General features: G+C 46.0%; 24 protein-coding genes. 16 read left to right on the top strand and 8 right to left on the bottom strand.

The annotated features are described in order from the left end of the window. Nucleotides 1-92: 92 nt before the first annotated feature. The 3 genes from DWX33_RS07655 to DWX33_RS07665 all read left to right on the top strand — a co-directional run bounded on the left by DWX33_RS07655 (nt 93) and on the right by DWX33_RS07665 (nt 2,031). Complete coding sequence (locus tag DWX33_RS07655; protein ID WP_005867274.1) at nt 93-428, top strand: DUF6565 domain-containing protein; 336 nt, start codon at nt 93-95, stop codon at nt 426-428. Nucleotides 429-447: 19 nt separating this feature from the next. Further along, nucleotides 448-1,422 (top strand): S9 family peptidase, encoded by a 975-nt coding sequence (locus DWX33_RS07660; protein WP_005867275.1) that lies wholly within the window; start codon nt 448-450, stop codon nt 1,420-1,422. A gap of 114 nt (nt 1,423-1,536) precedes the next feature. After that, nucleotides 1,537-2,031 carry a DUF4251 domain-containing protein gene (locus DWX33_RS07665; RefSeq protein WP_122380136.1) on the top strand — a complete coding sequence of 165 codons (495 nt, stop codon included), beginning with the start codon at nt 1,537-1,539 and terminating at the stop codon, nt 2,029-2,031. Here DWX33_RS07665 and DWX33_RS07670 read toward each other — a convergent pair. Continuing rightward, a complete protein-coding gene (locus DWX33_RS07670; protein ID WP_009275623.1) occupies nt 2,017-2,943 on the bottom strand; it encodes a TIGR01212 family radical SAM protein in 927 nt (308 codons plus the stop codon). The two genes, DWX33_RS07665 and DWX33_RS07670, sit on opposite strands and share 15 nt — an antisense overlap. An 80-nt stretch (nt 2,944-3,023) precedes the next feature. Between DWX33_RS07670 and DWX33_RS07675 the strand changes: the two genes are divergently transcribed. The 3 genes from DWX33_RS07675 (at nt 3,024) to DWX33_RS07685 (ending at nt 7,229) form a co-directional block, all read left to right on the top strand. Then, nucleotides 3,024-5,198: a S9 family peptidase gene (locus DWX33_RS07675; protein WP_122380137.1), complete on the top strand. Its 2,175-nt coding sequence runs from the start codon at nt 3,024-3,026 to the stop codon at nt 5,196-5,198. A gap of 3 nt (nt 5,199-5,201) precedes the next feature. Beyond that, nucleotides 5,202-6,047 (top strand): lipoyl synthase, encoded by an 846-nt coding sequence (gene lipA / locus DWX33_RS07680; protein WP_005864229.1) that lies wholly within the window; start codon nt 5,202-5,204, stop codon nt 6,045-6,047. 63 nt (nt 6,048-6,110) lie between these two features. Then, nucleotides 6,111-7,229 carry a hypothetical protein gene (locus DWX33_RS07685; RefSeq protein ID WP_005854270.1) on the top strand — a complete coding sequence of 373 codons (1,119 nt, stop codon included), beginning with the start codon at nt 6,111-6,113 and terminating at the stop codon, nt 7,227-7,229. Nucleotides 7,230-7,233: 4 nt separating this feature from the next. On the opposite strand, the gene DWX33_RS07690 is transcribed toward DWX33_RS07685, so the two are convergent. Beyond that, a complete protein-coding gene (locus DWX33_RS07690; RefSeq protein WP_009018034.1) occupies nt 7,234-7,734 on the bottom strand; it encodes a metallophosphoesterase in 501 nt (166 codons plus the stop codon). A 58-nt stretch (nt 7,735-7,792) separates the two neighbouring features. Between DWX33_RS07690 and DWX33_RS07695 the strand changes: the two genes are divergently transcribed. From DWX33_RS07695 to DWX33_RS07715, 5 genes are all read left to right on the top strand, one after another. After that, nucleotides 7,793-9,871 (top strand): RNA degradosome polyphosphate kinase, encoded by a 2,079-nt coding sequence (locus tag DWX33_RS07695; RefSeq protein WP_122380138.1) that lies wholly within the window; start codon nt 7,793-7,795, stop codon nt 9,869-9,871. Between the two features lie 5 nt (nt 9,872-9,876). After that, the gene (locus DWX33_RS07700) at nt 9,877-10,560 is read left to right on the top strand and encodes a hypothetical protein (RefSeq protein WP_005864237.1); all 684 of its coding nucleotides are present in this window, start codon (nt 9,877-9,879) and stop codon (nt 10,558-10,560) included. Between the two features lie 197 nt (nt 10,561-10,757). After that, the gene (locus DWX33_RS07705; protein ID WP_122380139.1) at nt 10,758-11,765 is read left to right on the top strand and encodes a DUF4837 family protein; all 1,008 of its coding nucleotides are present in this window, start codon (nt 10,758-10,760) and stop codon (nt 11,763-11,765) included. Nucleotides 11,766-11,836: 71 nt separating this feature from the next. Beyond that, nucleotides 11,837-12,064: a hypothetical protein gene (locus DWX33_RS07710; protein WP_122144601.1), complete on the top strand. Its 228-nt coding sequence runs from the start codon at nt 11,837-11,839 to the stop codon at nt 12,062-12,064. Beyond that, on the top strand, nt 12,061-12,477 hold the full coding sequence (locus DWX33_RS07715) for a putative toxin-antitoxin system toxin component, PIN family (RefSeq protein ID WP_122380140.1): 417 nt from the start codon (nt 12,061-12,063) through the stop codon (nt 12,475-12,477). Before DWX33_RS07710 ends, DWX33_RS07715 begins: the two co-directional genes overlap by 4 nt. Nucleotides 12,478-12,533: 56 nt before the next feature. Here DWX33_RS07715 and DWX33_RS07720 read toward each other — a convergent pair whose 3' ends face one another. Continuing rightward, nucleotides 12,534-13,925 carry an rRNA cytosine-C5-methyltransferase gene (locus DWX33_RS07720; RefSeq protein WP_122380141.1) on the bottom strand — a complete coding sequence of 464 codons (1,392 nt, stop codon included), beginning with the start codon at nt 13,923-13,925 and terminating at the stop codon, nt 12,534-12,536. Nucleotides 13,926-13,978: 53 nt separating this feature from the next. On the opposite strand from DWX33_RS07720, the gene DWX33_RS07725 reads away from it, so the two are divergent. From DWX33_RS07725 to DWX33_RS07745, 5 genes are all read left to right on the top strand, one after another. Continuing rightward, the gene (locus DWX33_RS07725; protein WP_005864241.1) at nt 13,979-14,683 is read left to right on the top strand and encodes an SAM-dependent methyltransferase; all 705 of its coding nucleotides are present in this window, start codon (nt 13,979-13,981) and stop codon (nt 14,681-14,683) included. Between the two features lie 10 nt (nt 14,684-14,693). After that, nucleotides 14,694-15,287, top strand: coding sequence for an acyltransferase (locus tag DWX33_RS07730; protein ID WP_005864242.1), 594 nt, complete (start codon nt 14,694-14,696; stop codon nt 15,285-15,287). 85 nt (nt 15,288-15,372) lie between these two features. Next, on the top strand, nt 15,373-17,649 hold the full coding sequence (locus DWX33_RS07735) for a GH92 family glycosyl hydrolase (RefSeq protein WP_122380142.1): 2,277 nt from the start codon (nt 15,373-15,375) through the stop codon (nt 17,647-17,649). 214 nt (nt 17,650-17,863) lie between these two features. Further along, on the top strand, nt 17,864-19,237 hold the full coding sequence (locus tag DWX33_RS07740; RefSeq protein ID WP_122380143.1) for an MATE family efflux transporter: 1,374 nt from the start codon (nt 17,864-17,866) through the stop codon (nt 19,235-19,237). After that, nucleotides 19,206-19,409, top strand: a complete 204-nt coding sequence (locus DWX33_RS07745) for a hypothetical protein (RefSeq protein ID WP_005864247.1) — start codon at nt 19,206-19,208, stop codon at nt 19,407-19,409. Before DWX33_RS07740 ends, DWX33_RS07745 begins: the two co-directional genes overlap by 32 nt. Before the next feature lie 20 nt (nt 19,410-19,429). Here the strand turns inward: DWX33_RS07745 and DWX33_RS07750 are convergent, their stop codons facing one another. From DWX33_RS07750 to DWX33_RS07770, 5 genes are read right to left on the bottom strand one after another with little or no spacing between them, the layout of a single operon-like run. Beyond that, the gene (locus tag DWX33_RS07750; RefSeq protein WP_005854288.1) at nt 19,430-20,032 is read right to left on the bottom strand and encodes a sugar O-acetyltransferase; all 603 of its coding nucleotides are present in this window, start codon (nt 20,030-20,032) and stop codon (nt 19,430-19,432) included. 28 nt (nt 20,033-20,060) lie between these two features. Next, a complete protein-coding gene (locus DWX33_RS07755; RefSeq protein WP_121960947.1) occupies nt 20,061-20,291 on the bottom strand; it encodes a hypothetical protein in 231 nt (76 codons plus the stop codon). Between the two features lie 39 nt (nt 20,292-20,330). Further along, nucleotides 20,331-21,968: an RluA family pseudouridine synthase gene (locus DWX33_RS07760; RefSeq protein ID WP_122380144.1), complete on the bottom strand. Its 1,638-nt coding sequence runs from the start codon at nt 21,966-21,968 to the stop codon at nt 20,331-20,333. Then, on the bottom strand, nt 21,968-23,509 hold the full coding sequence (locus DWX33_RS07765) for a family 43 glycosylhydrolase (RefSeq protein ID WP_122380145.1): 1,542 nt from the start codon (nt 23,507-23,509) through the stop codon (nt 21,968-21,970). The genes DWX33_RS07760 and DWX33_RS07765 overlap by 1 nt, the downstream gene beginning before the upstream one ends. A gap of 3 nt (nt 23,510-23,512) precedes the next feature. Then, complete coding sequence (locus tag DWX33_RS07770) at nt 23,513-24,025, bottom strand: hypothetical protein (protein ID WP_122380146.1); 513 nt, start codon at nt 24,023-24,025, stop codon at nt 23,513-23,515. Between the last annotated feature and the right edge of the window lie 467 nt (nt 24,026-24,492).

The following is a 24,492-nucleotide window of genomic DNA, read 5'->3' on the forward strand; positions in this document are numbered from 1 at the left end:
TAGCAAATTACGTAAAGTTATACGACATATACAAGGGTTTAACCTTTTTGCATATATTTGTGTTGTATAACAAATTAATTTTTAATTAAAAGATGAAGAAAGTACTATTCATGTTATTGGTTATGTTCGCTTTGAGCGCCTGCCAATCAAAGGATTCATATGTGAAGGAGTTTAGTGATTTTGTAGATAAGGTGGAAATGGAGGCCGCTGATTATACCGATAAGGACTGGAAGAAGGCGGATCTGAAATTCTCGGATCTATCCACGGATATTTACGCCAAGTTCGAGGAAGAGTTAAACGCTGATGAGAAAGCGGAGATCATTAAATTGCAAGCGACATACGCCGGATTGAAAATGAAAGCGGGCGTGAAAGACGCTGCCAAAAAAGTGGATAAGTTCTTGGATGGTTTGAAGGAAGGAACAAAATAACCTCTAATACGAAAATAAGATGAACAGAAATTGGGTGTATTCGCTATTTGCTTTATGGATCGTCTGTTCGTTCGCCTGTATGCAGCCTAAACCTGTGGCGAATGTGGAAGTTCAAAAAGAGAATTTCGTATTCTCTATAAAAGGGACAGATACATTGTCCTTGGACAAGTATGAGTTGACTTCTATGTCGCCCGCCTCAAAAAAGCCTGTGATGATTTTTGCTTTTGGCGGTGGGTTTAAAGGGGGAGATAAGGCGGATAAAGGATATATTCCCTATTTCGAGTTCCTCGCCCGAAACGGATTTGTGGTCGTTTCTACGGATTATCGTACCACCTTGAAGAATCTGGATCCTTCTAAAGTCTCTTCTCCGATGGACTTTATCGCGGCCTTGCAGCATGCGATCGATACGGCGGTAGAGGATTTTTATGATGCTACCGGTTTCGTGATCAACCAAAGCTCGGATTGGAACATCGATGTGGAGCAGATCGTAGCGAGCGGTTCGAGTGCCGGGGCGATTACGGTATTGCAGGCAGAGTATGATTTATGTAACGGACATGAGTTGGCGAAAAGGCTACCGGCAGGTTTCAACTATGCCGGTGTGATCTCATATGCCGGTGCGGTTTCTGGTGTGCTTCCTCCACATTGGGAAAAGATGCCTTGTCCGATTATGCTATTCCATGGCGATGCGGATAAAACCGTTCCTTTTGAACAAGCCGCTATGGAGAACCTCGGCGGTTTATGGGGATCATCCGCTGTAGCGAAAAGTCTGGAAAATCTTCAAGCTTCCTATTATTTTTATAAGGTAGAGAATGCGGGGCACGAGATCTCTGGGCTTCCTATGTCCCGGAACCAATACGATATCATGAGCTTCTTGAGCCGTCAAGTCTTAGGCGATGAGAATTTAGCGATCACGACAGACGAACGTGTTCCCGGTGATACGATCGTACGGAAAGATTTTACCGTACAGGATTATATCTTGGATAATTTGCGTTAATATGATAATGAAATATAAACAGCCTTAATTTGACCTTTTTAGATTAAACTATTCACCCGAAGGATTGTCTTTACTATATAGAGTGATTAATAGTGTGTTTAGTTTATTAAGGTTATGAGATTAACAAGGTTAGTTGGATTTTTAGGGATTGTCCTTTTTTGTGCGGGGCAATCCCTTTTTGCTCAAAGTAAGCAAGAGCGGAAGGAGCAAAAAGAGAGAGTAGTGAGGGAGATCGTGGATAGCGGTCGTATTAAGATCGATGTGGATCGTGCCGTACCGATGGCCGGGAGATCCGTCAATCTTACTTCCCCCTACTCATTGGAAATACATGGTGACTCGATCCTGTCTTATCTTCCTTACTTTGGACGTGCTTACTCTGCTCCTTATGGTGGTGGAGAGGGCTTGACGTTTAAAGAAGTGGCGACAGAGAAGGAGCAAACCTCTAAAAAGAAAGGCAGTTACGAAATCAAGTTCCGTGTAAAGACCAAAGAGGATGTATACATGTTTCGGGTGGAAGTCTATCCGAATGGCTCGGTAACAATCAATGTGACACCCGTGAATAAACAGGCTATTACCTTTTATGGTGATGTCGCCTTAGACTTGAAATAGTCGTCCTTGCCGTGTATCTCTTTCCTCGATCCGCTTATTTACCTTAGCGGTAAATTCGAAATTCTTTAAACCCCAATCCGGTGCGATCAGTAGCTCTTTGGGGGATTGTGATACGAACCTCTCTACTACGATAGAGGGGTTCAGTCGTTCTATGAAGTCAATCACTAATTCGATATATTCATCAGCCGTATATAAATGGAAATCAGAAGGATCTTCCTTGAACTCTTTCGCCATGCGGGTATTCTTGATTAGCTGCAATTGGTGCAGTTTAAGTGTTGTGATCGGGAGGCGTGATAAGACATCCGCATGGTGTAATATTTCATCCCTACTTTCTCCCGGTAGTCCGAGTATCAGGTGTGCCCCGGTGTAAATACCTTTTGCCGCCGTACGACGGATAGCGGATTCCGATTCTTCATGGGTATGCCCTCTGTTTATGCGGACTAAGGTCTTATCAAGCGTACTTTCCAATCCATATTCAATCATGACGAATTTTCGCTGGGAAAGCTCTGCGAAATAATCCAATAAACCTTCCGGCATACAGTCCGGACGAGTGCCGACAATCAATCCTTCCACTCCGGGATAGGCAAGCGCTTCCTCATATTTGCGAATAAGAGAGTCTAATCGGTCGTATGTATTTGTGTAGGCTTGGAAGTAGGCCAGATACCGCATATCCGGATATTTGCGGGAAAAAAAACGTACGCCTTCCTCTAATTGCTCGGTAACGCTTTTCTCCGTATGACAGTATTCTGGACTGAATGTTTGGTTATTACAATAGGTGCAACCGCCCCATCCTTTAGACCCGTCTCGGTTCGGGCAGGTGAAGCCTGCGTTTATGGAAATCTTCTGAACCTTGAATTTGAATAGATCCCGTAGAAAATCCCCAAATTCATAATATCGTTTAGTTTTTTTCATAAGACAAAGATACGATTTCTCGCAATTTGAATCACTTTTTTATGCTAACTTCGCGTTTCAATCTGAAATAAAGAGTATAAATGAAACGATTAGGTTTTAGTTTATTGCTTTCGTTGGCCGTATTCGGATGTGTGGCCGCACAAACCGGAAGCAAGCATGTTGACTTAAAAGAAATAACCGATGGGAAATTTCGTCAAGTGACGGCTATCGGAGAGATGCGATCCCTGCCGGATGGAGAACACTACACAGCCATGAACGCCGATAAGAGTATGATCATTAAATATTCCTATCGTACGGGAAATCCTGTGGATACATTGTTTAATGCCCGTAAAGCTCGTGAATGTACCTTTACGGATTTTGATGGATATACAATCAGCAGTACCGGGCATCATATCTTGGTTTGGAGGGATACGGAGTCTATTTATCGTCGCTCTACTAAGGCGGTAGTTTATGATTATGACGTGCGTCGTAATTATGTGAAGCCTATTTCCGATGCCAAGGGGAAGCAAATGATCCCGACTTTCTCGCCGGATGGTCGTATGTGCGCTTATGTACGGGATAATAATATTTGGATACGTAAGTTTGATTTCGACACGGAGGTACAAGTCACCAAGGATGGTGAGTTGAATAAGATATTGAATGGCATCACGGATTGGGTGTATGAGGAAGAATTTGCGGTGACAAATCTAATGGCGTGGTCTCCCGATAGCGAGTATCTGGCCTTTGTCCGTTTTGACGAGTCCGAGGTGCCCGAATATTCTATGCAGATGTATGGTGAGGGACTTTATCCGGGGTATTACGAATATAAATATCCAAAGGCCGGGCAGAAGAATTCAAAGGTTTCCGTACATTCTTATAGCGTAGTTACCAAAGACACGAAGGAGATGAAGGTCCCGGTAGAAGGAGACTTCTATATTCCCCGCATTACTTTCACGCAGAATCCGGATCAGTTGGCTATCATGACATTGAACCGCCAGCAGAATGTATTCAATATGTATTATGCAAATCCGAAGAGCGGTGTGTTCCGTTTGATCTTGCGTGAGGAAAATAAATGCTACGTGGATTCTGATTGGTTGACTTCTATCCAGTTCTTGAACAATGGGTTTACCTATGTGAGTGAACAAGATGGCTATTCCCATATTTATTTGTATTCCCCGACAGGTGTTATGCAACGTCAGGTAACTCAAGGGAACTGGGATGTCACGAAGTTCTTGGGCGTGGATGAGAATACGAAGACTTTCTATTACGAGTCTGCCGAAGAAAGCCCGATCCGCCGTTCTATCTATAAGATCGACGCTAAAGGCGTGAAGACAAAACTCTCTACGGAAGAGGGTATGAATAAGGCGGTCTTTAGTGACAATTTCGCTTATTTCGTGAATACCTATTCCAATGCGAATACCCCGGCGAAGATTACGGTGAATGAGACGAAGACCAAAAAGGAACTACGTGTTCTGCAAGATAACGCCGCGTTGAAGAGTAAGCTGAAGGAATATGTTTTTGCTAAGAAGGAATTTATGAAGGTACATACGGCTTCGGATTATGAGTTCAACGCTTGGATCGTAAAACCCGCTGATTTTGACCCGTCGAAGAGATATCCGGTGATGATGACGCAATATAGTGGTCCTAACTCCCAGCAAGTATTGGATCAATACGGTTTCGATTGGGAGCAATATCTGGCCTCAAATGGTATTATCGTGGTATGTGTGGATGGTCGTGGAACCGGTGCCCGTGGTGAGGCATTCCGTAAATGTACTTATTTGAGAATGGGCGAGCTGGAATCCAGAGACCAAGTGGAGGCTGCGCAAGCGTTGGGCAAGTTACCTTATATCGATAAGGATCGTATCGCGATCTGGGGTTGGAGTTTCGGAGGTTATAACACGTTGATGGCCTTGAGTACCGGAAACGGAACGTTTAAGGTGGGTATCGCTGTAGCTCCTCCGACGGACTGGAAATATTATGACTCCGTTTATACGGAGCGTTTCATGCGTACCCCGCAAGAGAATTTCGAGGGCTATGCGGCTACCTCCCCGTTACGCCGGGTGAAAGACTTACAAGGCAAGTTATTGCTGGTTCATGGAACCGCCGATGATAATGTTCATTTTATGCAAACAATGGAATATGCCGAGGCTTTGGTTCAAGCGGGTAAGCAGTTCGATATGCATGTTTATAAAGATCGGAATCATAGCATATACGGTGGTAATACCCGTTACCATTTGTATACGAAGATGGCTAATTATTTATTCAATAATTTGTAAGACATGGCGCAGCATTTAAGAAAGCCGGATTGGTTGAAGATCCGGCTTGGCGGAAATGAGCAATTCACGAAGACAAAAAGTATTGTTGAATCTCATTGCCTTCACACAATATGCACAAGTGGTAAATGCCCGAATATGGGTGAATGTTGGAGCCGGGGAACAGCTACATTCATGATCGGTGGTGAGATCTGTACTCGCTCTTGTCGTTTTTGTAATACGCTAACGGGTAAACCTCTTCCGTTGGACCCGAAAGAGCCTGCGAATGTAGCGGAGAGCATCCGTTTAATGAATCTCAAGCATGCGGTGATCACGTCCGTTGATCGTGATGACTTACCTGACTTAGGCGCTTCTCATTGGGTAAATACGATCCGTACGATCAAAGAGGTGAATCCTCAAACGACCGTGGAAGTCTTAATCCCGGATTTTCAAGGACGATTGGATCTGGTTGATCAGGTCGTGGATGCGGCGCCTGAGATTATCTCCCATAATATGGAGACTGTACGCCGTATCAGTCCGCAAGTGCGTAGCGCCGCAAAGTATGACGTGAGTTTATCCGTTTTGCGACGAATCGCTGAGCGGGGTGTGGTAGCCAAGACTGGTATCATGGTCGGACTGGGTGAGACCGAGGATGAGGTGCTTGAATTAATGGATGATGTTTTGCTGGCGGGTGTTTCTGTTTTAACAATCGGGCAGTATTTACAGCCTTCTCGCAAGAATATTCCCGTCTCTGAATATGTGACTCCTGAATGTTTTGAATATTATAGACAGCAAGCCGTTGGCAAAGGTTTTAAGAAAGTAGAGAGCGCTCCGCTGGTTCGCTCGTCGTACCATGCGGAAAAGCATATATGATTCATGAACTTTTGACAATCTTTGTTGTTATTAATATAAAAGTGGACTAAAGGGGGGGAAGGAATGAACAGAGTAAAGAAAGGTCTAGATAATCAGGCGATAGGTTTATTGCCATTGTTGTTATTCATGTTTTTGGATAACTATTTTTCTTATTTATTATCTTTTATAATTGGGGTTACTTTCTGTTTTGTTTGTATTTTTTTGTTTCAGGTGTTGAGCAAGGATAAGGTATACCAATTTATGCTTCTGCCATCGGCGGGCACATTGGTCTTATATTCCGTATTTCTTTGTCTCAAGCTTGAACCTGTGTTGTTTATATACTCTCCTCTTATCACGGAAGTATTACTGGTCGTGGCGTTAGCGATCGTGGGGTTCACGAGGAGAACGGTCATACAACGTATACGCGATTCGAAACGTCCCTCTTTTAAACGTACTTTGCTTCGTACTACCTTGAACGAATTTTATTTCCTCGCTCAGTTGGTACAGAACCTGTACACGTTGCATCTTTTCATCATCTTGTTATATAGTATCTTGCCGGAAACGATGCAGAATATGCGTACCGAACGTTTCTTATACCGGGAGTTGGGATTGGTAATCGGTGTTTTGGTCATTGTTTATGAGCAAATACGTTTGTCCTTGATGCAAGGTAGCTTGAAAAAGGAAATGTGGGTTCCCGTATTGAATGACAATGGGAAGGTGATCGGTTGTATCGCACGTTCGGTCAGCCGCTCTTTACCGAAGAAATACTATCATCCGATCGTGCGTATCGCCGTTGTTTATAATGGTATGTTATATCTGGTGAGACGAAGTAAGGATGAGTTTGTCTCTCCGGATACGATGGATTATCCGTTCCATAATTACGTGCTCTTCCGACATAGTATAGATAGCACGGTCAAAGAGACTCTCGGAAGTTTGGCGCAAGATAAATCAATTGCTCCACGCTTCCTGATCCGTTATACATTTGAGAACGAGAAGGTGAAACATTTGGTATCTCTCTATGTTATTTGTTTACGTACGGAAGAGCAATTAAATCAATGTAAGCGCCGTAGCGGAAAGCTTTGGACAGCGAAACAAATCGAGGAGAACTTGAGCTCCGGGGTGTTTAGCGAATATTTTGAGAAAGAGTTCGCTTATTTGCAAAATACGATTCTTTTCGCCGAGAGTTTCTGTTGCGGTAACTAATCATTTATAATGCCCGGTTCCCTAGCTCTATAACTTCCAAATCTTTGATATCCTTTCCCTCAATAACGAAACGTAATAAGGTACGTACTTGATGAAAGCCACTTTTCCCAGCCGCTCCCGGATTCATATGCAGACACTTCAAGCTTCGATCGAATACTACTTTCAGGATATGCGAATGTCCGGAGATGAATAGATTTGGCCGTGTATCGTATAATTCTTTGCGGATCTCGGGATTGTAGCGGCCCGGATAACCTCCGATATGAGTCATCATAACGTTCACGTCTTCTACCTTGAAATGAGCTACTTTAGGATATTGCAGGCGAATGGCTTGTCCGTCTATATTTCCGTATACGGCCCTGAAAGGTTTCAATGCCTCGAATTTCGCGGCCAAAAGATCGGAGCCTATATCGCCCGCATGCCAGATTTCATCGCAATCTTTAAAATATTCGGCGTACTTATCATCCCAGTACGCATGGGTGTCTGAAAGCAATCCAACTTTAATCATAACAATTTCTTTTATTGCTCGAAAGTATCTATATTTACACGCCTAAGATAAGAATATTATGGAGAATTCATATCAATATTTTAAACGGGACTTAAGCTGGTTGTCGTTTAACTACCGTGTCTTGCTGGAAGCGGAAGATGATACGCTGCCTATTTATGAGCGTATTAAGTTCCTTTCTATCTATTCCTCGAATCTGGAAGAATTTTATGAGATCCGGGTTGCGGAACATCGGGGGGTAATCATGAAAAAGAATTATTCGGAGGAGAGCGCAGCTGAGGCGGAAGAGACCTTGGCGGCTATCACCCGGGAGGTTAACCGCCAGCAACGGGACTATTACCGTATTTTCTCGGAGAAGATATTGCCGGAATTGAATCGCCAGAATGTTTACTTATACCAGAATGAGAAGCCGGAACCTTTCCATGAAGAGTTTGTCCATAATTTCTTTAATGAGGAGGTTTTCCCATTCCTGTCGCCGGTCATGATTCAAGCCGGTGATATACGTACGTTTATCCGGGATCGTCGGCTTTACCTTGTGATCCGTATGATTAAGCGGAGCAAGCGGATGAATGAGCCGGGCTTCGTACCCGAGTATCATTATGCGTTGATGAAGATTCCTTATGCGAAAGTTCCCCGTTTTATAGAGTTGCCTCAGCATGACGGGAAATATTATATCATGTTTATCGACGACATTATCCGTGCGAATTTACAGAATGTTTTTCCCGGTTATATTATTGATGGCTGTTACAGCATCAAGATTTCCCGGGATGCGGATATTTATTTGGATGATGAGAGCCGAGCGAATATCGTGGAGAATATCCGTAAGAAGGTGAAGAAGCGCAAGATCGGAGCCTTGAGCCGTTTTATGTATGATCAAGCGATGCCGGATGATTTTCTGGCTTTTGTTTGCGATGCCTTTGGTATTACGTCGGAGGACTTGGTGTTAGGTGGACGATATAATAATTTGCAGGACTTGATGAAATTGCCGAATCCGGCGGGAAAACATTTAGAGCAGCAGCCACCGGTGCCTATGCGTGTGCCTTTCCTCGATGAGATGGGGTCGGTATTCAAGGCCGTGAAGAAGCGGGATATCTTATTGCATTTCCCTTATGAGTCGTTTGATTATTTGATCCGCTTTTTGATGGAGGCGGCCTTTGATCCGAAGGTGGATGAGATCAAGATTACCCAGTATCGAGTGGCAGAGAATTCGGCCGTGATTAATACGCTGGTCAGCGCTGCCCAGAATGGTAAGAAAGTGACGGTATTTGTGGAATTGAAAGCCCGTTTCGACGAGGAGAATAATATGAGTACGGCAGAGCGTATGGAGCAGGCCGGTATTCGTATCATTTATAGTATTCCGGGCTTGAAAGTACATGCGAAGGTCGCGGTCATTCTTCGGAAGGATACGTCCGAGGGACTTAAACGGCGTGATTTCGCCTATTTGAGTACCGGTAATTTCAATGAGAAGACGGCCAAGATCTATTCGGATATGGCGTTATTGACTTCGAATACGGAGATTATTACGGATATCAATAAAGTATTCGCTGTTTTGGAAGGGCGTATGAAAGAACCTACTTTCCGCCATTTGTTGGTGGCCCGTTTCAATATGGTCTCGGAATTGACAGGTAGGATTCGGCGGGAGATCGAGCATGTGCGGGAAGGCCGAAAAGGACGGATCATATTAAAGATGAACGGACTGCATGACCAACATATGATCGAGGAACTCTATCATGCGAGTGAGGCGGGGGTAGAGATCGATCTGATTGTTCGGGGGATTTGTTGCCTGGTACCGAACCAACCTTATAGCGCTAACATCCGGGTTACTCGTATCGTGGATATGTTTTTGGAGCATTCACGGGTTTGGTATTTTCTGAATGATGGTCAGGAGGATCTTTTCCTTACCTCGGCTGATTGGATGCGTCGGAATTTGAACCGACGGATCGAGACGGCTTTCCCGATCCTCGATCCGGATCTGAAGAGGGAGATAATCGATATCTTGAATATCCAGCTAAGTGACAACGTGAAAGCTTGTTATTTGGATGGCGAGTTACGTAATAATTTTAAGAGTGATGATAATCCGGTAAAAGTGCGTTCGCAATTGGCTATCTATGATTATTTGAGAAATAAATCCATACGGTAACCGGGATGGGGGAGTTTTGGGGATTTGTTGATTGGGGGGCTGGTTGCTTAGCCTTGATCGTGGCGGTGGTATTTAGCTTTTTGTTGGGAGTACGTACGGGACGTATCCGGGAGAGAAATGAATCTGTCCGTTCTCGCATTCGGCAGAATAAAGCGAATATGTATCGCTATAAACAACAATTAGCCTCCTATCAAGAGCAAGTCGTACGCTTGGAGCGGGAACGGGATTCTCTGGTCATCCGCTCGGAGGCTTATGACCGGATCGAGACGGAGCTGACGGCCTATCGCCAGAAGATGGAGCAGTTGGAGAGAGAGATCCTTGTTCTTTCCGGCGATAATAACTTATTGGACAATGCTACCGGAAAAGTAGATGTGGATGTACCTAAGCTTTTATGTGCCCTTAAAGATGATCCTCTCCATGTGAATCCAAGTAAAGAGGAATGGGCTGAGATTATTGGTATGACCGATCTTCTGTTTAATAACTTCTTAACCGATCTGAGAAATAAATACAGTATTACCCGCCATGAGCAGGAAATATGTTGCTTGATCAAATGGAATTTCTCCCGAAAGGAGCAACTAGCCGTGTTTAATAATACTCCGGATGCGTTAACCAAATCGAAAGGCCGTTTAAAAAAACGTCTAGGCTTGGATGAAAAGACGGATTTGGATGCCTATGTCCGTTTATTATAAAGCTTAAAGTTATTTTGTTTGTCGTGATTGTCCGGCAATATTATCCGTTTATTTCCCATTGCGTGGTTTATATGTGTGATTATTAGTTGTTTGATGTTCGCTTGTTTTGTCCGGTACCATTTCTTTCCTCTTTACGATCCTTCCTGTACTTTTGCGGTGTGTGATTTAATTTTTAAGAACGAATAATCAGGAATGCTATGAGAACACAAACTGTACTACTATGGATCTGCCTTAGCCTAATGGTGGGGCTTTCCGCTTGTGATTGGATTTCGTCCTCTCCGGTGGCCTCGCTACGGCGGGCTACCGGATGGCCTTTCGAGGTGGTGGTTGTAATGGATCGAGACGCATGGAATGGTGAGGTGGGGGAGTTGCTGCAAGAACAATTGCGAGCGCCGATACCTGCTTTGCCTCAAGCGGAAGCATCTATGCGTGTCACCTATTCGGAGCCATCGGGCTTTTCCGGTTTATTACGATACGTACGAAATATCTTGATCGTATCCGTAGATCCTAATCGGTATACGAAAGCTGGAACAAGAGAGAGTCCCGATGAATGGGCCAGCGGTCAGAATGTTGTGACTCTGTATGCTCCGACTACCGCTGCTTTAACCGAGTTCCTTTTATTAAATGAAGGACGGTTGGTCAACCATTTCAATCGAGTGGAAAGGGAACGTTGGATAGTTGGACTTTTTAAGAGCCATAGCAGTTGGATCAATGAGAAGTTGAAGTCCCGTTTCGGTATCTCGCTGTTCGTGCCGGAAGATATGTCGGCCTATAAGGAAGAGACCGATTTCTTTTGGGGCTCGAATAACGCAAATAGGGGACGGACTGATATCTTGGTATATAGTTTTCCCTATACGGCTCAAGAGGCATTTACCGAAGATTATCTGGTCGCTATGCGTGATTCTGTAGTGAGGCGGAACGTACCGGGCTCTTTCCCGAATTCTTATATGAAGACTGAGAAGCGCTTCGAGCTTTCTTACGAGCCGATCACCTACCGTGGCGAATACCGCGGCGTATTGCGTGGTCTTTGGCGTATGGAAGGAGATAAGATGGGCGGCCCGTTTGTCAGCCATGCCCTGCTCGACAAGAAAAAAGGGCGGGTTATCGTAGCGGAAAGCTTTGTCTATGCCCCGGAATCAAAAAAGGCGAACTTGATCCGCCGGATGGAGGCCGCCTTGTTTACGCTTCGGTTTATAGGACATTGATTATTTTATTAAAAGCATGAATGTTTGGCTAGTAAGTGTTATCTTTGTGATAAGTAAATAAAGAATGAGATATGGAAAGAACTGTTTTTAATGCGGCGCAGCTACAGATATTGGATTTAATGTCGTATGTGGAAAGTGAGGATACGTTAAACGAGATTAAGGATATGCTATCGAATTACTTCGCTCAGAAAGCGGAAAAGGCGATCGACTCATTGTGGGATAGCGGCCAGATCAATGATACGGTCATAGATCAATGGAAGCAAGAACATTTACGGACTCCTTATAACTCGGCGAGATGAATAGGATCGTGTTGGATACGAATTGCCTCTTGATATCTCTTTCAAGAAGAGGTCGTTATTATGCGGTTTGGAAAGATTTCTTTGCGGAAAAGTATGTATTATGTTACACGAATGAGATATTAACGGAGTACGAAGAGATTCTCACGTTGAAAATGAGTCGTGAAATAGCTCAAAATATCATCAAGGCGATAATTACTCGTAAAAACACGCTGAGACTGGATGCGCATTTCCGCTTTAACTTGATTCAAGCGGATGTGGATGATAATAAATTTGTTGATTGTGCCATTGCTGCAAATGCCTCTTATATAGTGAGCCAAGATCATCATTTCGATATACTTAAAACAATAGAATTTCCAAAGGTTGAGTTGATCGATATTGATACCTTTATGGCTTTGCTTGACAATGAGCTTTAATCTAATATCGCCTTTATGTGAACGTTAATCCGATATTATTTCTGATCTTGATGTGCTTATTGAAACAACCGGATTTCCTCCGGAATATATCCCGTCCGTATACGCCACTCTTGCGGATACAGGTTATTGGCCCGGTTGCCAAGGTTCTTTACAAAACCTAGCGGAAGTCTTTGGTAGCGTACCAACACATATCCTTTATCTATGCCGGAGGGTAAGACGAGCGCCTCTTTCTTTAAGAATTTAATAGCGTCTTCCCATTCCAGTTCCACGGATGGAAATGCATTGGGGGTTAAGGCAGTACTTAAAGCCAGCTCTTGAGATGGGATAAAGTCTTTCCCTTTCGCTTCTCCTAGGCAAATACCGGCGGAAAGTACCCGTAAAGGCTTGGCATTGATGAGTGAAAATAGATCCGAATGGGCTTTGGGATACGCTCGAAGGAAACTGCCGTTCCATTCGAGAGAAAACGAAGTTTCATCCGAAAGGAACAGACGGGCCTCCTGTGGGATGGACGGAGCGGCTTTTCCTCGCTCTTTTTTCCCTTTGGACTTGACACGAATCTCCTCGATCTCGCCTTCCGCTTTCCGGAGGGCGGCGAGGAAAAAGCCTTCACCCCGTGTCTTATGCGGGAAGAAGCGGTAAACCGGATGTTCAAACCGGAGGGCGCCGGTGATCTGCCATTCCTCTTGGGTAGGGATAGGCAATGCCTCGGCTCCCAGCTCCTCTATTATATAATGTATGTTCTCCTCATCCTCTTCCGTATTATAGGTACATGTACTGTAGATCAAGATACCTCCGGGTTTCAAGGCGTTCCAGATATCATGGATGATGCGCCGCCCACGGGAGGCGCAAAGCCGTACGTTATCTACGCTCCATTCGCCTGTGCTATCCGTATCTTTCCGGAACATGCCCTCACCGGAACAAGGTACGTCGGTGACGATCACGTCGAACAGATGAGGCAATGCCTCGCCGATCTCCTCCGGGTCATTATTGATAACGATCGTGTCCGGGCGGCCCCATTTAGCGATATTCTCGGCCAATACATAACTCCGGCTGCGGATCACCTCATTGCTCACTAACAGGCTTCCATCCGGCAATAAGCTCGCCAGATGCGTGGACTTGCCACCCGGGGCGGCGCATAAATCCAAGCAACGTACCGGCTCTTTCACGTATGCCTTGATCGCTTGTTCCAGAAACATGGAAGACGCTTCCTGCACGTAATAGGCCCCCGCATGGAATAGAGGATCGAAGGTGAAAGACAACCGTTCCGGCAAATAAAAACCGCTTTCGCACCAAGCAACCGGAGCACCTGCTTTGGGAGCGGGAGTCCCTTTCATCGAGTTGATACGGATACTTACGGGAACATCAGCGTTTAACGCTGCCTCTAAACGATCGAACTCCTCGCCAAGTAAAGCCCGTGTACGGGTAATAAAATCAATAGGAAGTGCCATGATTATTCTGTTAGTTTGCGGCAAAAGTACTACTTTCGCGGAAAACAAACAGTATGCGAGCATCTCTTTTCCTTATACCAGTTACCTTGGGCGATACGGAACATCGCCGTGTTTTACCAGAGTACAACCGTGACGTGATCTTATCTATCCGGCATTTTATCGTGGAAAACGTGCGTACGGCACGCCGTTTCTTGAAAAAGGTGGAGCCGGGGATCGTGATCGATGACTTGACATTTTATGAGCTGAATAAACATACCTCACCGGAACAAGTAGCTGGTTTTCTGGCTCCTTTGGCGAAAGGCGAGAGCGTAGGCGTGATCTCGGAGGCGGGTTGTCCGGCGATCGCAGATCCGGGTGCTGACGTAGTGGCTATCGCCCAACGGAAGGATTATCCGGTGGTACCGTTGGTAGGGCCTTCGTCTATCTTGATGTCGGTGATGGGATCGGGCTTTAACGGACAGAGTTTCGCTTTTCACGGTTATCTGCCGATTGATGCTTCCGAGCGAACGAACACGATCAAGAAATTGGAGGGAAGAATTTATTCCGAGCATCAGACGCAATTGTTTATCGAGACTCCTTACCGGAATAATAAACTGGCCGAGGAGTTGATCCGTACGTGCCGTCCGTCTACGAAACTGTGTATCGCCTCGAATATAACCTGTGAGGATGAGTATATCCATACTCGCCCGGTCAAGGAATGGGCGGGTAAAGTTCCCGATCTGAGCAAGAAGCCTACTATTTTCCTAATCTATAAATAAGAGGATTGATATGAGTTATCAAGCGCACGAGACAGCGGTAATCGATGCCGGTTGTGAGATCGGGGAAGGAACCCATATCTGGCATTTTTCCCATATCATGACGGGATGCGTGATTGGCAGGGCGTGTAATATCGGCCAGAATGTAGTCGTATCGCCGGGCGTGGTCTTAGGGAATAACGTGAAGGTACAGAACAATGTGTCTATTTATACGGGGGTGATTTGCGAGGATGATGTGTTCTTGGGGCCTAGTTGCGTGTTTACAAATGTAACCAATCCGCGTAGCGCTATCTCTCGGAAAGACCAGTATAAGGAGACGGTGATTGGCAAGGGAGCCTCGATTGGAGCTAATGCTACGATTATCTGTGGGCATACGGTCGGGCGGTATGCCATGATCGGTGCCGGGGCGGTGGTAACGAAGGATGTTCCGGCTTATGCGCTGGTCGTAGGAAATCCATCGCGGCAGATCGGTTGGGTAAGCGAGTACGGCCATCGCCTTGTATTTGACTCCGAAGGATTCGCTACTTGTCCGGAAAGCGGCCAACGTTACAGCCTACACAATCACCAAGTTGTAGAGACGGGGCGTGCCCCGTCTCCCACAGACTGATAGTATCTTAAATTACTATTTTGCAGGGATGAGACGGGACACGCCCCGTCTCTACAATACAGACAATATTAATATTCTTATAAACATGAAAACATCTTTTTTCAAGCAAGGAATCTTAGCGATGGGGATAGCCTGCTGCATGCAGCTTTCCGCCGTAGAGAATCCTGTGGACTACGTGAATACGTTAGTCGGTACCCAATCCAAGTACGAATTATCTACCGGAAATACCTATCCGGCCACGGCCATGCCTTGGGGTATGAACTTCTGGACTCCCCAGACCGGCGAGATGGGGAACGGCTGGACCTACCGCTACGACGCGGATAAGATCCGGGGATTCAAGCAAACCCATCAACCGAGCCCGTGGATGAACGATTACGGGCAGTTCTCCATTATGCCTACTACCGAAGGCTTGGTCTTCGACGAGGAGAAACGGGCTAGCTGGTTCTCTCACAAAGGGGAAGTAGCTACACCTTATTATTATAGGGTCTATCTAGCCGATCATGACGTGACTACCGAGTTGGTTCCGACGGAACGTGCGGCTAAGTTCCGCTTTACATTCCCGGAAACCAAGAAAGCGTATATCGTCATCGACGCTTTCGATAAAGGCTCTTATATAAAGGTATTGCCTGCGGAACGTAAGATCATCGGTTATTCCACGAAGAACACGGGCGGTGTTCCCCGTAACTTCAAGAATTATTTCGTGATCCAATTCGATAAGCCATTCACGTTCTCCTCTACGGTTAAGAACGGGGCGATCCAGTTGGATGAGTCGGAGGTGAAGACAAACCATGCCGGCGCTATCATCGGTTTTGAGACAAAGGCCGGCGAGGTGGTGCATGCCAACGTGGCTTCTTCTTTCATCAGCACCGAGCAGGCCGAGTTGAACTTGCGTGAGGTGGAAGATACTGGTTTCGATCAGCTAGTGACCAAAGGGAAGGAAATCTGGAACCGGGAATTAGGTAAGATCGAGGTAGAGGATACGAACATCGATAACTTGCGTACTTTCTATTCTTGCTTGTATCGTTCCTTGCTTTTCCCTCGTAGCTTCTATGAGATCGATGCCAAAGGGCAAGTCATGCATTATAGCCCTTATAACGGTGAGGTCTTGCCGGGCTATATGTTTACCGATACCGGTTTCTGGGATACGTTCCGTTGTCTTTTCCCCTTCTTGAACCTGATGTATCCGGAGATGAACCAAAAGATGCAGGAAGGTTTGGTGAACGCTTATAAAGAGAGCGGTTTCTTGCCGGAATGGGCAAGTCCGGGCCACCGGGATTGCATGGTCGGCAATAACTCCGCTTCCGTGGTAGCCGACGCTTATATCAAAGGCTTGAGAGGATACGATATCGAGACGCTTTGGGAAGCTTTGAAGCATGACGCGAATAGCCAACTGCCGAGAACGGCTTCCGGTCGTGTCGCTTACGAGGAGTATAATAAACTGGGTTATGTACCGAATAATATCGGTATCGGACAAAACGTAGCTCGTACCTTGGAATATGCTTATAATGACTGGACAATTTATGCGTTAGGAAAGAAACTAGGCAAGCCGGCAAGCGAGATCGATATCTTCAAGCAACGGGCTAACAACTATAAGAATGTGTACGACCCAAAATATAAGTTGATGGTCGGACGCTCTGATAAGGGCGAGTTCAACCCTTCTTTTAAAGGTACGGACTGGAGCCGTGATTTCTGCGAGGGTAATAGCTGGCATTGGAGTTTCTGTGTTTTCCACGACCCGCAAGGTCTTATCGACTTAATGGGAGGAAAGAAGGAATTCAACCACATGATGGATTCCGTCTTCAAGATGCCTAGTCGTTTGGGTATGGATAGCCGCGGTATGATCCATGAGATGCGTGAGATGCAAGTAATGAATATGGGACAATACGCCCACGGAAACCAACCCATCCAGCATATGGTATATCTATACAACTATTCCGGCGAGCCTTGGAAAGCCCAATACTGGGTGCGCGAGATCATGCACAAACTTTATACCGCTGAGGCGGATGGCTATTGCGGCGATGAGGATAACGGACAGACTTCCGCATGGTATGTGTTCTCTGCCTTAGGCTTCTATACCGTATGTCCGGGCACCGACCAATATGTATTAGGTACTCCTCTGTTCAAATCCGTAAAACTCCATCTGGATAACGGAAAGCAGGTGTTGATCCAAGCGGACAAGGCTGATCGGGAGAACCGTTACATCAAGGGTATGAAAGTAAACGGCAAGACATACACCCGCAATTTCTTGACACATGAGCAGTTGCTAGGTGGCGCAAAAATTCAATACCAAATGAGCGATACCCCTAATAAACAGCGAGGTACGCAGGATAGTGATCGCCCCTATTCATTCTCTTTGGAATAAGAAAACCATGATGCCCATTGTAAGCCTGTTACAATAGGCATTCTAAGCACCTTACGATGCCCATTGTAAAGACCTTACGATGGGCATTGTTATTTTATGTGAATTCCGGTTTGAAATAATGATGGAGAGAGTTGCGTTTTACCTTAGGGTTGTTACCTTTGCGATGACTAATCAGTTTTTCTATCCTCTTTGTTTATCCTTTTAATTTAGATGTATGGCAAACTCAAAAGAGATGACGAGGGGTGCTGTATTCCCTCTTCTATTCAGTTTCACGATGCCATTGTTATTAGGGAATCTGCTTCAGCAGACTTATTCTTTGATCGATGCCGCTATCGTTGGTAAATTTCTAGGTATTAATTCGCTGGCTGCCGTAGGAGCCAGTACCTCGGTGATTTTCTTGATTCTGGGATTCTGTAACGGATGTTGCGCTGGTTTTGGCATCCCGGTAGCTCAAAAGTTCGGGGCGAGGGATTATGCGACGATGCGCCGTTATGTGGCGGTGGGGTTGCAATTGGCTACGGTGATGTCCGTGGTGATCGCCGCTATCTCCGGTTTCTATTGCCGGGATATCTTGCGGGGGATGCAGACACCCGGGAATATCTTCGATGGGGCCTATGATTATTTGTTTGTTACTTTTATCGGTATTCCTTGTACATTCTTCTATAATTTGTTGGCAAGTATCATGCGGGCTTTGGGAGATAGCAAGACTCCGTTCTGGTTCTTGCTGTTCTCTACGGTCTTGAATGTTTTCTTGGATTTATTCTGCATCTTGGGGTTAGGATGGGGTGTGATGGGAGCGGCTATCGCTACGGTTTTCTCGCAAGGGCTTTCCGCCATTCTATGTTATTTATATATGCTTCGGAAATTTCCGATCTTACGGGCTACTTCCTCTGAGGATCGAAGGTTTCATGCCGGGCTGGCCCGTACCTTATTGGCGATTGGGGTTCCGATGGGATTGCAATTTTCTATTACCGCTATTGGCAGTATCATGTTGCAGAGCGCCAATAACGCCTTGGGCACGGCCTGTGTCGCTGCCTTTACTTCCGCCGCCCGTATCAAGATGTTCTTCATTTGCGCTTTTGAGAGTTTGGGTATCGCCATGGCTACGTATTGCGGACAGAATTATGGGGCGGGAAAGCCAGAGCGTATTTTGCAGGGAATTAAAGTGAGTTCGTTGATGATGCTTACGTATGCCGCCGCTACATGGATGATCTTGATGCTGGGGTCTCGTTGGCTGGCCTTGTTGTTTGTGGCTCCATCTGAGGTCGAGATACTGGACTATACGGAGCAGTTTTTGCATATTTCTTGCTGGTTCTTCCCGGCTGTCGGGCTACTGTGTATCTTGCGTTACGCGATACAAGGGGTAGGTTTTAGCAACCTTGCGATGCTCTCGGGTGTTTCAGAGATGATCGCACGTGTCTTGGTGAGCTTGTATGCGGTTCCCGCTTTTGGGTTCTTGGGCGTTTGCTTCGGTGATCCGTTGGCTTGGGTTGCCGCTGACTTATTCTTGATACCTGCGTTTTTGTATGTTTATAAAAAGATAAAGAAAAGATTAGATGATGAGAAAGTATCGGTGTCCGCAGTGTGATATCCCTTCTATGTATGTAAAGAATGCGGCAGGGGAACGTCTTTTAGTGTATGTTCACGAGAATGGGGAGGTCGTTCCCAAAGATCCCACTACGGATCTGTCCGGATTTGACTTGACAGAGGTATTTTGCCTAGGATGCTCATGGCATGGAGCGCCTAGGAAATGCCGGTGATTTTAATGGGTGGCAAGTTCTTATAAGTCTTCTTTGGGTAATTCTCTGATCACTCTACATGGGTTACCGACGGCCACGCTATAGGTGGGAATGGATTTTGTCACTACACTGCCTGCCCCGATCACGCTGTTCCTCCCGATCGTGATGCCGGGTAAGACGATCGTTCCACCACCAATCCAAACATTGTCTTCAATGGTGATGGGGAGGGCTTTTGTCCTGAAAAATAAATCCCCCGATCGTTCGTCCCAATCATTCACGAAGCGTTCGTTCGCATTTATCGGGTGCGTAGCCGTATATAATTGTACGTTGGGGGCGATGAGGACGTTATTTCCTATTTTGATAATATTATCGTCTAAAAACGTACAGTTCATATTGATAATGACCTTGTCACCAATAAAGATGTGCTTCCCGCATTCGCAATGGAAATTTATATCAATGCTGGAATACTTGCCAATGCTTCCTAGCATTTGGCGTAAGAGGGCATCTCTTGTAGCGCTGTCGGTTATATTGGTTGCGTTCAAACGAGCGAGTAGGTTTTTCGTCTGGACGATCATTTGCAGGACTTCTTGATCCAGATGGTTGCAATACTCGCCCGCCAAGAACTTTTGATAATTTGTTTCCATAATGATTACAGGGATTTGATACGGTTATTTACATATGTTGAAGTTGTATATAGAAGACGATGAAAAAGGCGATAGTCGCAATCAGGGCGATAGAAGAATATAGACGGAAAGGCTTATCTTGTTTATAGACTCCATAGGCTAGTCCTATCAAGGCGCACAGTAGTATACCAGTAGGGATGCCGAAGAAGCCTAAAACAATGACGCTAATAAGCATTACCCATCCCATGGCTATTAATATTTTACTTCTGATAGTTCTCATCTTTAGTATCTGTTTAGTTATTGGATATAATAGACAATTTTAGTGTTGAGAAAATGGAATCTTGGCACGTATCTCTATCCTCTCGAAAGTGATAGGATGCGTGAATGCTAGATATTCAGCGTGCAGATAGAGCCGTTCCGCCTTTCGTCCGTAAAGCTCGTCGCCAAGGATGGGGCAATGAAGACCTAGGGGATGGGCGGCGTGTACCCGTAGCTGGTGGGTACGTCCGGTTTGGGGATAAAAGGCGATAAGGGTTTTTCCGGAAGTCCGTTCCAATACCCGGTAGCGCGTGAGGGCAGGTTTCCCGAACTCCTCGCTTACGATTTGCCGGGGCCTGTCCAATGGATCGGGGCATAGCGGGAGACGAATCTCGCCCTCATCTTGGGGAACTTCACCCTCTAATAAGGCGATATACCTTTTCTGGATGGTTCGGTTCTTGAATTGGGCTTGCAGGTTCTGATGCGCTTCTTTGGTCTTGGCGGCGAGTAGCAAGCCGGATGTCGCCATATCCAAGCGATGTACGATAATTGGGCCGGTGGCTTCCGGGTAAAGGATCGATAGCCTTTGATAGACGGAGTCCGCGTCTCCCTTGCCGGGAACGGAGAGCATACCTTCCGGTTTATTGATGACCAACAAATAGTCGTCCTCATAAAGGATATCCAGTTTCGTCTCCCGGTGAGAGTCCGCCAATAACGGATTCTCATCTACCCGCAATCCCTGTAGCATATGATGGAGGATCGGCTCGCATTTTCCTTTGCAAGCCGGATAATAATATCCATGGTGCCGAATCTCCGTCTTGGGAGAATCGCCCCACCAGAACTCTGCCATGGCGATCGGCTCTAACTGATGCTGGTAGGCGTATTGCAAGAGTTTAGGGGCGGCGCACTCACCCGCTCCGGCAGGCGGCGCACCTTGGTAGGTAGGGGCGAACAGTTCGCATAAGTCCTTCACCTCGCCCCGGGCGTTCAGGATTCGGAATTGTTCGAACAACTTACGTTGCAAGGCCGCCGACCGTCGCTTGCGTTCTTGCTTCAGTTGCTCGATCTCCTGCTCAAGCCGATCCACCTTGGCTTGATCCTCCTCCAGTATAGACCGCAATGATTTCTTGGTTAGCTTGTGAGCGGCTTTCATGTGTTGGCTCTCTTTAATAAGAAGTGTGGTCTCTTCTTCCGTGAGAGGGAACTGCCGAAGTCGGTCGCGCTCCTCTTTCCTCTTTTTCATCAAGTCTTTTGCGGCCTGTAATACGAAATCGCAGTATTCGATCGTGCTTTGTAACCTCGACCGTGCGTCTTCGAGAGCTGGAGAGGCTTGCAGGGTTCGGATACGGGCATTGATCTCATTGATCCGCTCCTCCTCTTGCCGGAAGAAACCATCCGGTTGTAATAGGTCATAGATCGGGGGGACGAAGAAAGGATGTACATTCTTCCCCGCTAGGTTACCGGAGAACGCGGCCAGATAGCCGACCTCTCCGGCGGGAGTACGAACCACCAATACGCCGAACATTTTTCCGGCTTGTAACTCTTCCCGCCATTCGGTTCGTTCTTTCAGGTATGCCTGCGTTTCCTCAGCCGCTATTACGCATAGAGGATGCGGTGTATAGTGAAAAGGATACGTGAATCGTTCCGGTAAGGGGATCGATTGTATCGGTTGGGCAAACGTGTGAAACTTAGATTCCATCATTCATTTTTTAATAGACAATAAGCATAAACGGCCGGTGCCGTAGGATCTCCCTCTTGATACAATCCCGGACGGGAGATACGATCCCATTGGATCAACGACCGGGTCTCTTTCGCGGAGAGAGCTTCGCCGACGATCTTGTTCCATGCTTGTCCGTCCTTACTCCAGTAGAACGTGCTATGCGTACCGTCGGTCACTTTCATCCGTAGATATAAAGGCGAGGCGGGAAGAGGAAGATCGGCCAATGGATGTTCTTTCCCCTCTAGGATATATTTCAATATCAAACGGTCTCCTGCGCATCCGCAGGTGATTAGGTTATTTGCGTCTCCGTACATCGTGATTCCTTTCCAACTGTCATTCCGGTTTACGATCGCTGTTTCTAACGTGTAATCCGGGGAGGTTGGGCGTAAACAAAGTGCCGCTCCGGTCTTTACGCCGGGTTTCGGTGTTCCGGATAGAGATAGTTTACCGTTCTTGATCTCGGTCTTGACATCCGTGTAAGGATAGTTCCAACTCCATTCGGGACGCAAAGTAGCACCGGTGAAATCATCCGAGAAATCGAATACCGGCACTTGTGCGGACTCGGCAAATGGCATGGGTTGCGCACGGCTCGCATATTCCCCGGTTACGAAGTGAGGCCAATGATCCTCGCCCATTCTCACCTCTTGCAGATAAGGTTGGCGACCTTGGTAGAAGCCGCTTCCCGGCTGGTAAGCGTGGCATAGGTAATACATGCGTCCGTCCGGTGTTGTCGTAATCGTTCCGTGACCGATGGAGAGAACCTCCTTGCTTCCGTGCAAGATCGGGTTTCCTTGGTATTTCTCGTAAGGACCTTCCAGCTTTTTCGAGCGAGCCACGGATACGGCGTAATCGCTCTGCGGGCCGCAACAGCCTCTCACGGAGTAGATGATATAGTAATATCCGTCTTTCTTGAACCAATGCTGACCTTCCATACCTTGACGCTCATCGTCACGCAGCAGGCTGAAAGGCTTTCCGTCTAGGCGAAGCCCATCGTCCGTCAACTTACAGGCCAATAACTCTATGGGTTGGTTATCCAATCCATAAGCCTTCCAACTGATGTAAAGTTTGCCTTTGTCCTCCAAGATAAATGCGTCTATCGCTTCCTTCCCAAACTCTACCACCGGGCCGTAATCCTTGAACTTGCCCGTAGGTGAATCCGCCACGGCGACACCGATGCACGAGATGTTATCCGATTGCTTCCGGGCCGTATAATAGACATATACCTTCCCTTTATGCTGATACCATTCCGGAGCCCAGAATGAGGATTTAGTCCATTCCGGCTTCTCGTCGAATACATGTCCGGTTTGCTGCCAGTTCACCAAATCGGTAGAGGTGAAAACCGGATAATAGGGGGCCCATTCCGAGGAGGTGCCGGTGATATAGTAAGTCTGATCGATCCGAATAATGGAAGGATCGGCTACGTCACCGTGGATCACGGGATTGGTAAAATAGGATTCTTGTTGCGCTAGTCCTGTGGCCAAGGAGGCGGCACAGAAGAATAGTGTGAAAATCTTTCTCATGTTTTATCGTATTTTTTTTAAGATGTTCTTACGTACGGTTCGCAAAGAGATTTGTAGTAAATCGGGTTCCGCCAGATCGAGTAGTGTCTTATATTCCTGTAATAGCTCTGGAATGGGACGGCATAACTCATATCCCAGTTTCATGCAAAGCGTTTGCACACCGGGTAATTCCTTCGCTGAAAGCATCCGGTCCAGGCAGAAGTTCAGGAAATCTACCCGTGGGGGATTCGCCTGGGGCTGTCGTACAAGCAGGTTCAAGAGAATGCGTCGCTTTCCGGAGTGCTTACAGTTAAGCACCTCATTTATCAGCTCATCCTGTTTATCATATAGCCATTCGTTTTCCTTGGTCGAGAAATGGCTACAGACCCATAACGCTTGATAACTAACGGCATCATCCGGATCGAATATCAGATCGTATAGCTCTGCTTTCCGTTCTTGGTTCCCTTGTACATAAAATAATATCTCATGGATATCCTCTATATGACAGCGGCTTGATAGTCTCTCTTTTAGGTCCATTCTCAATCTTTGTTGTTGTCTCTTTATCTTTTCTGCCGTAAAGTTATAGTCTTTTTAGCAAAGTTTCCCTAGTTCGCTTACTTTTGTGCCCCATTGATAAAAGAATGGATAGATATGCGATATATGAATTTATTAAATGACTTAACAATTGATTGTAAAAATAACGGAGGGTGTTACCGAGTAAAGGATCAGTTGAAGAAGGTTAAGTATTTATTAAAATAGTATCTTTGCTCCACAAGAAACAGTCTTGGGGCGAATGGTGACGGTTGGCTTGTGTTGTGATTTGTTTTTAAATTAGTATCTTTGATCTATTGGAAACATCTATATTTGGTAAATGGTCTATCAATAAGGTGTTGTGATTTGCTTTCGAATTAGTATCTTTGATCCATTGGAAACATCATCAATTTTCAATTACCTATGTCTAATATCGTTGTGATTTGCTTTCAAATTAGTATCTTTGATCCATT

Origin of the sequence: Parabacteroides sp. AF19-14, assembly GCF_003635485.1 — a bacterium.
Classification (GTDB): domain Bacteria; phylum Bacteroidota; class Bacteroidia; order Bacteroidales; family Tannerellaceae; genus Parabacteroides; species Parabacteroides distasonis.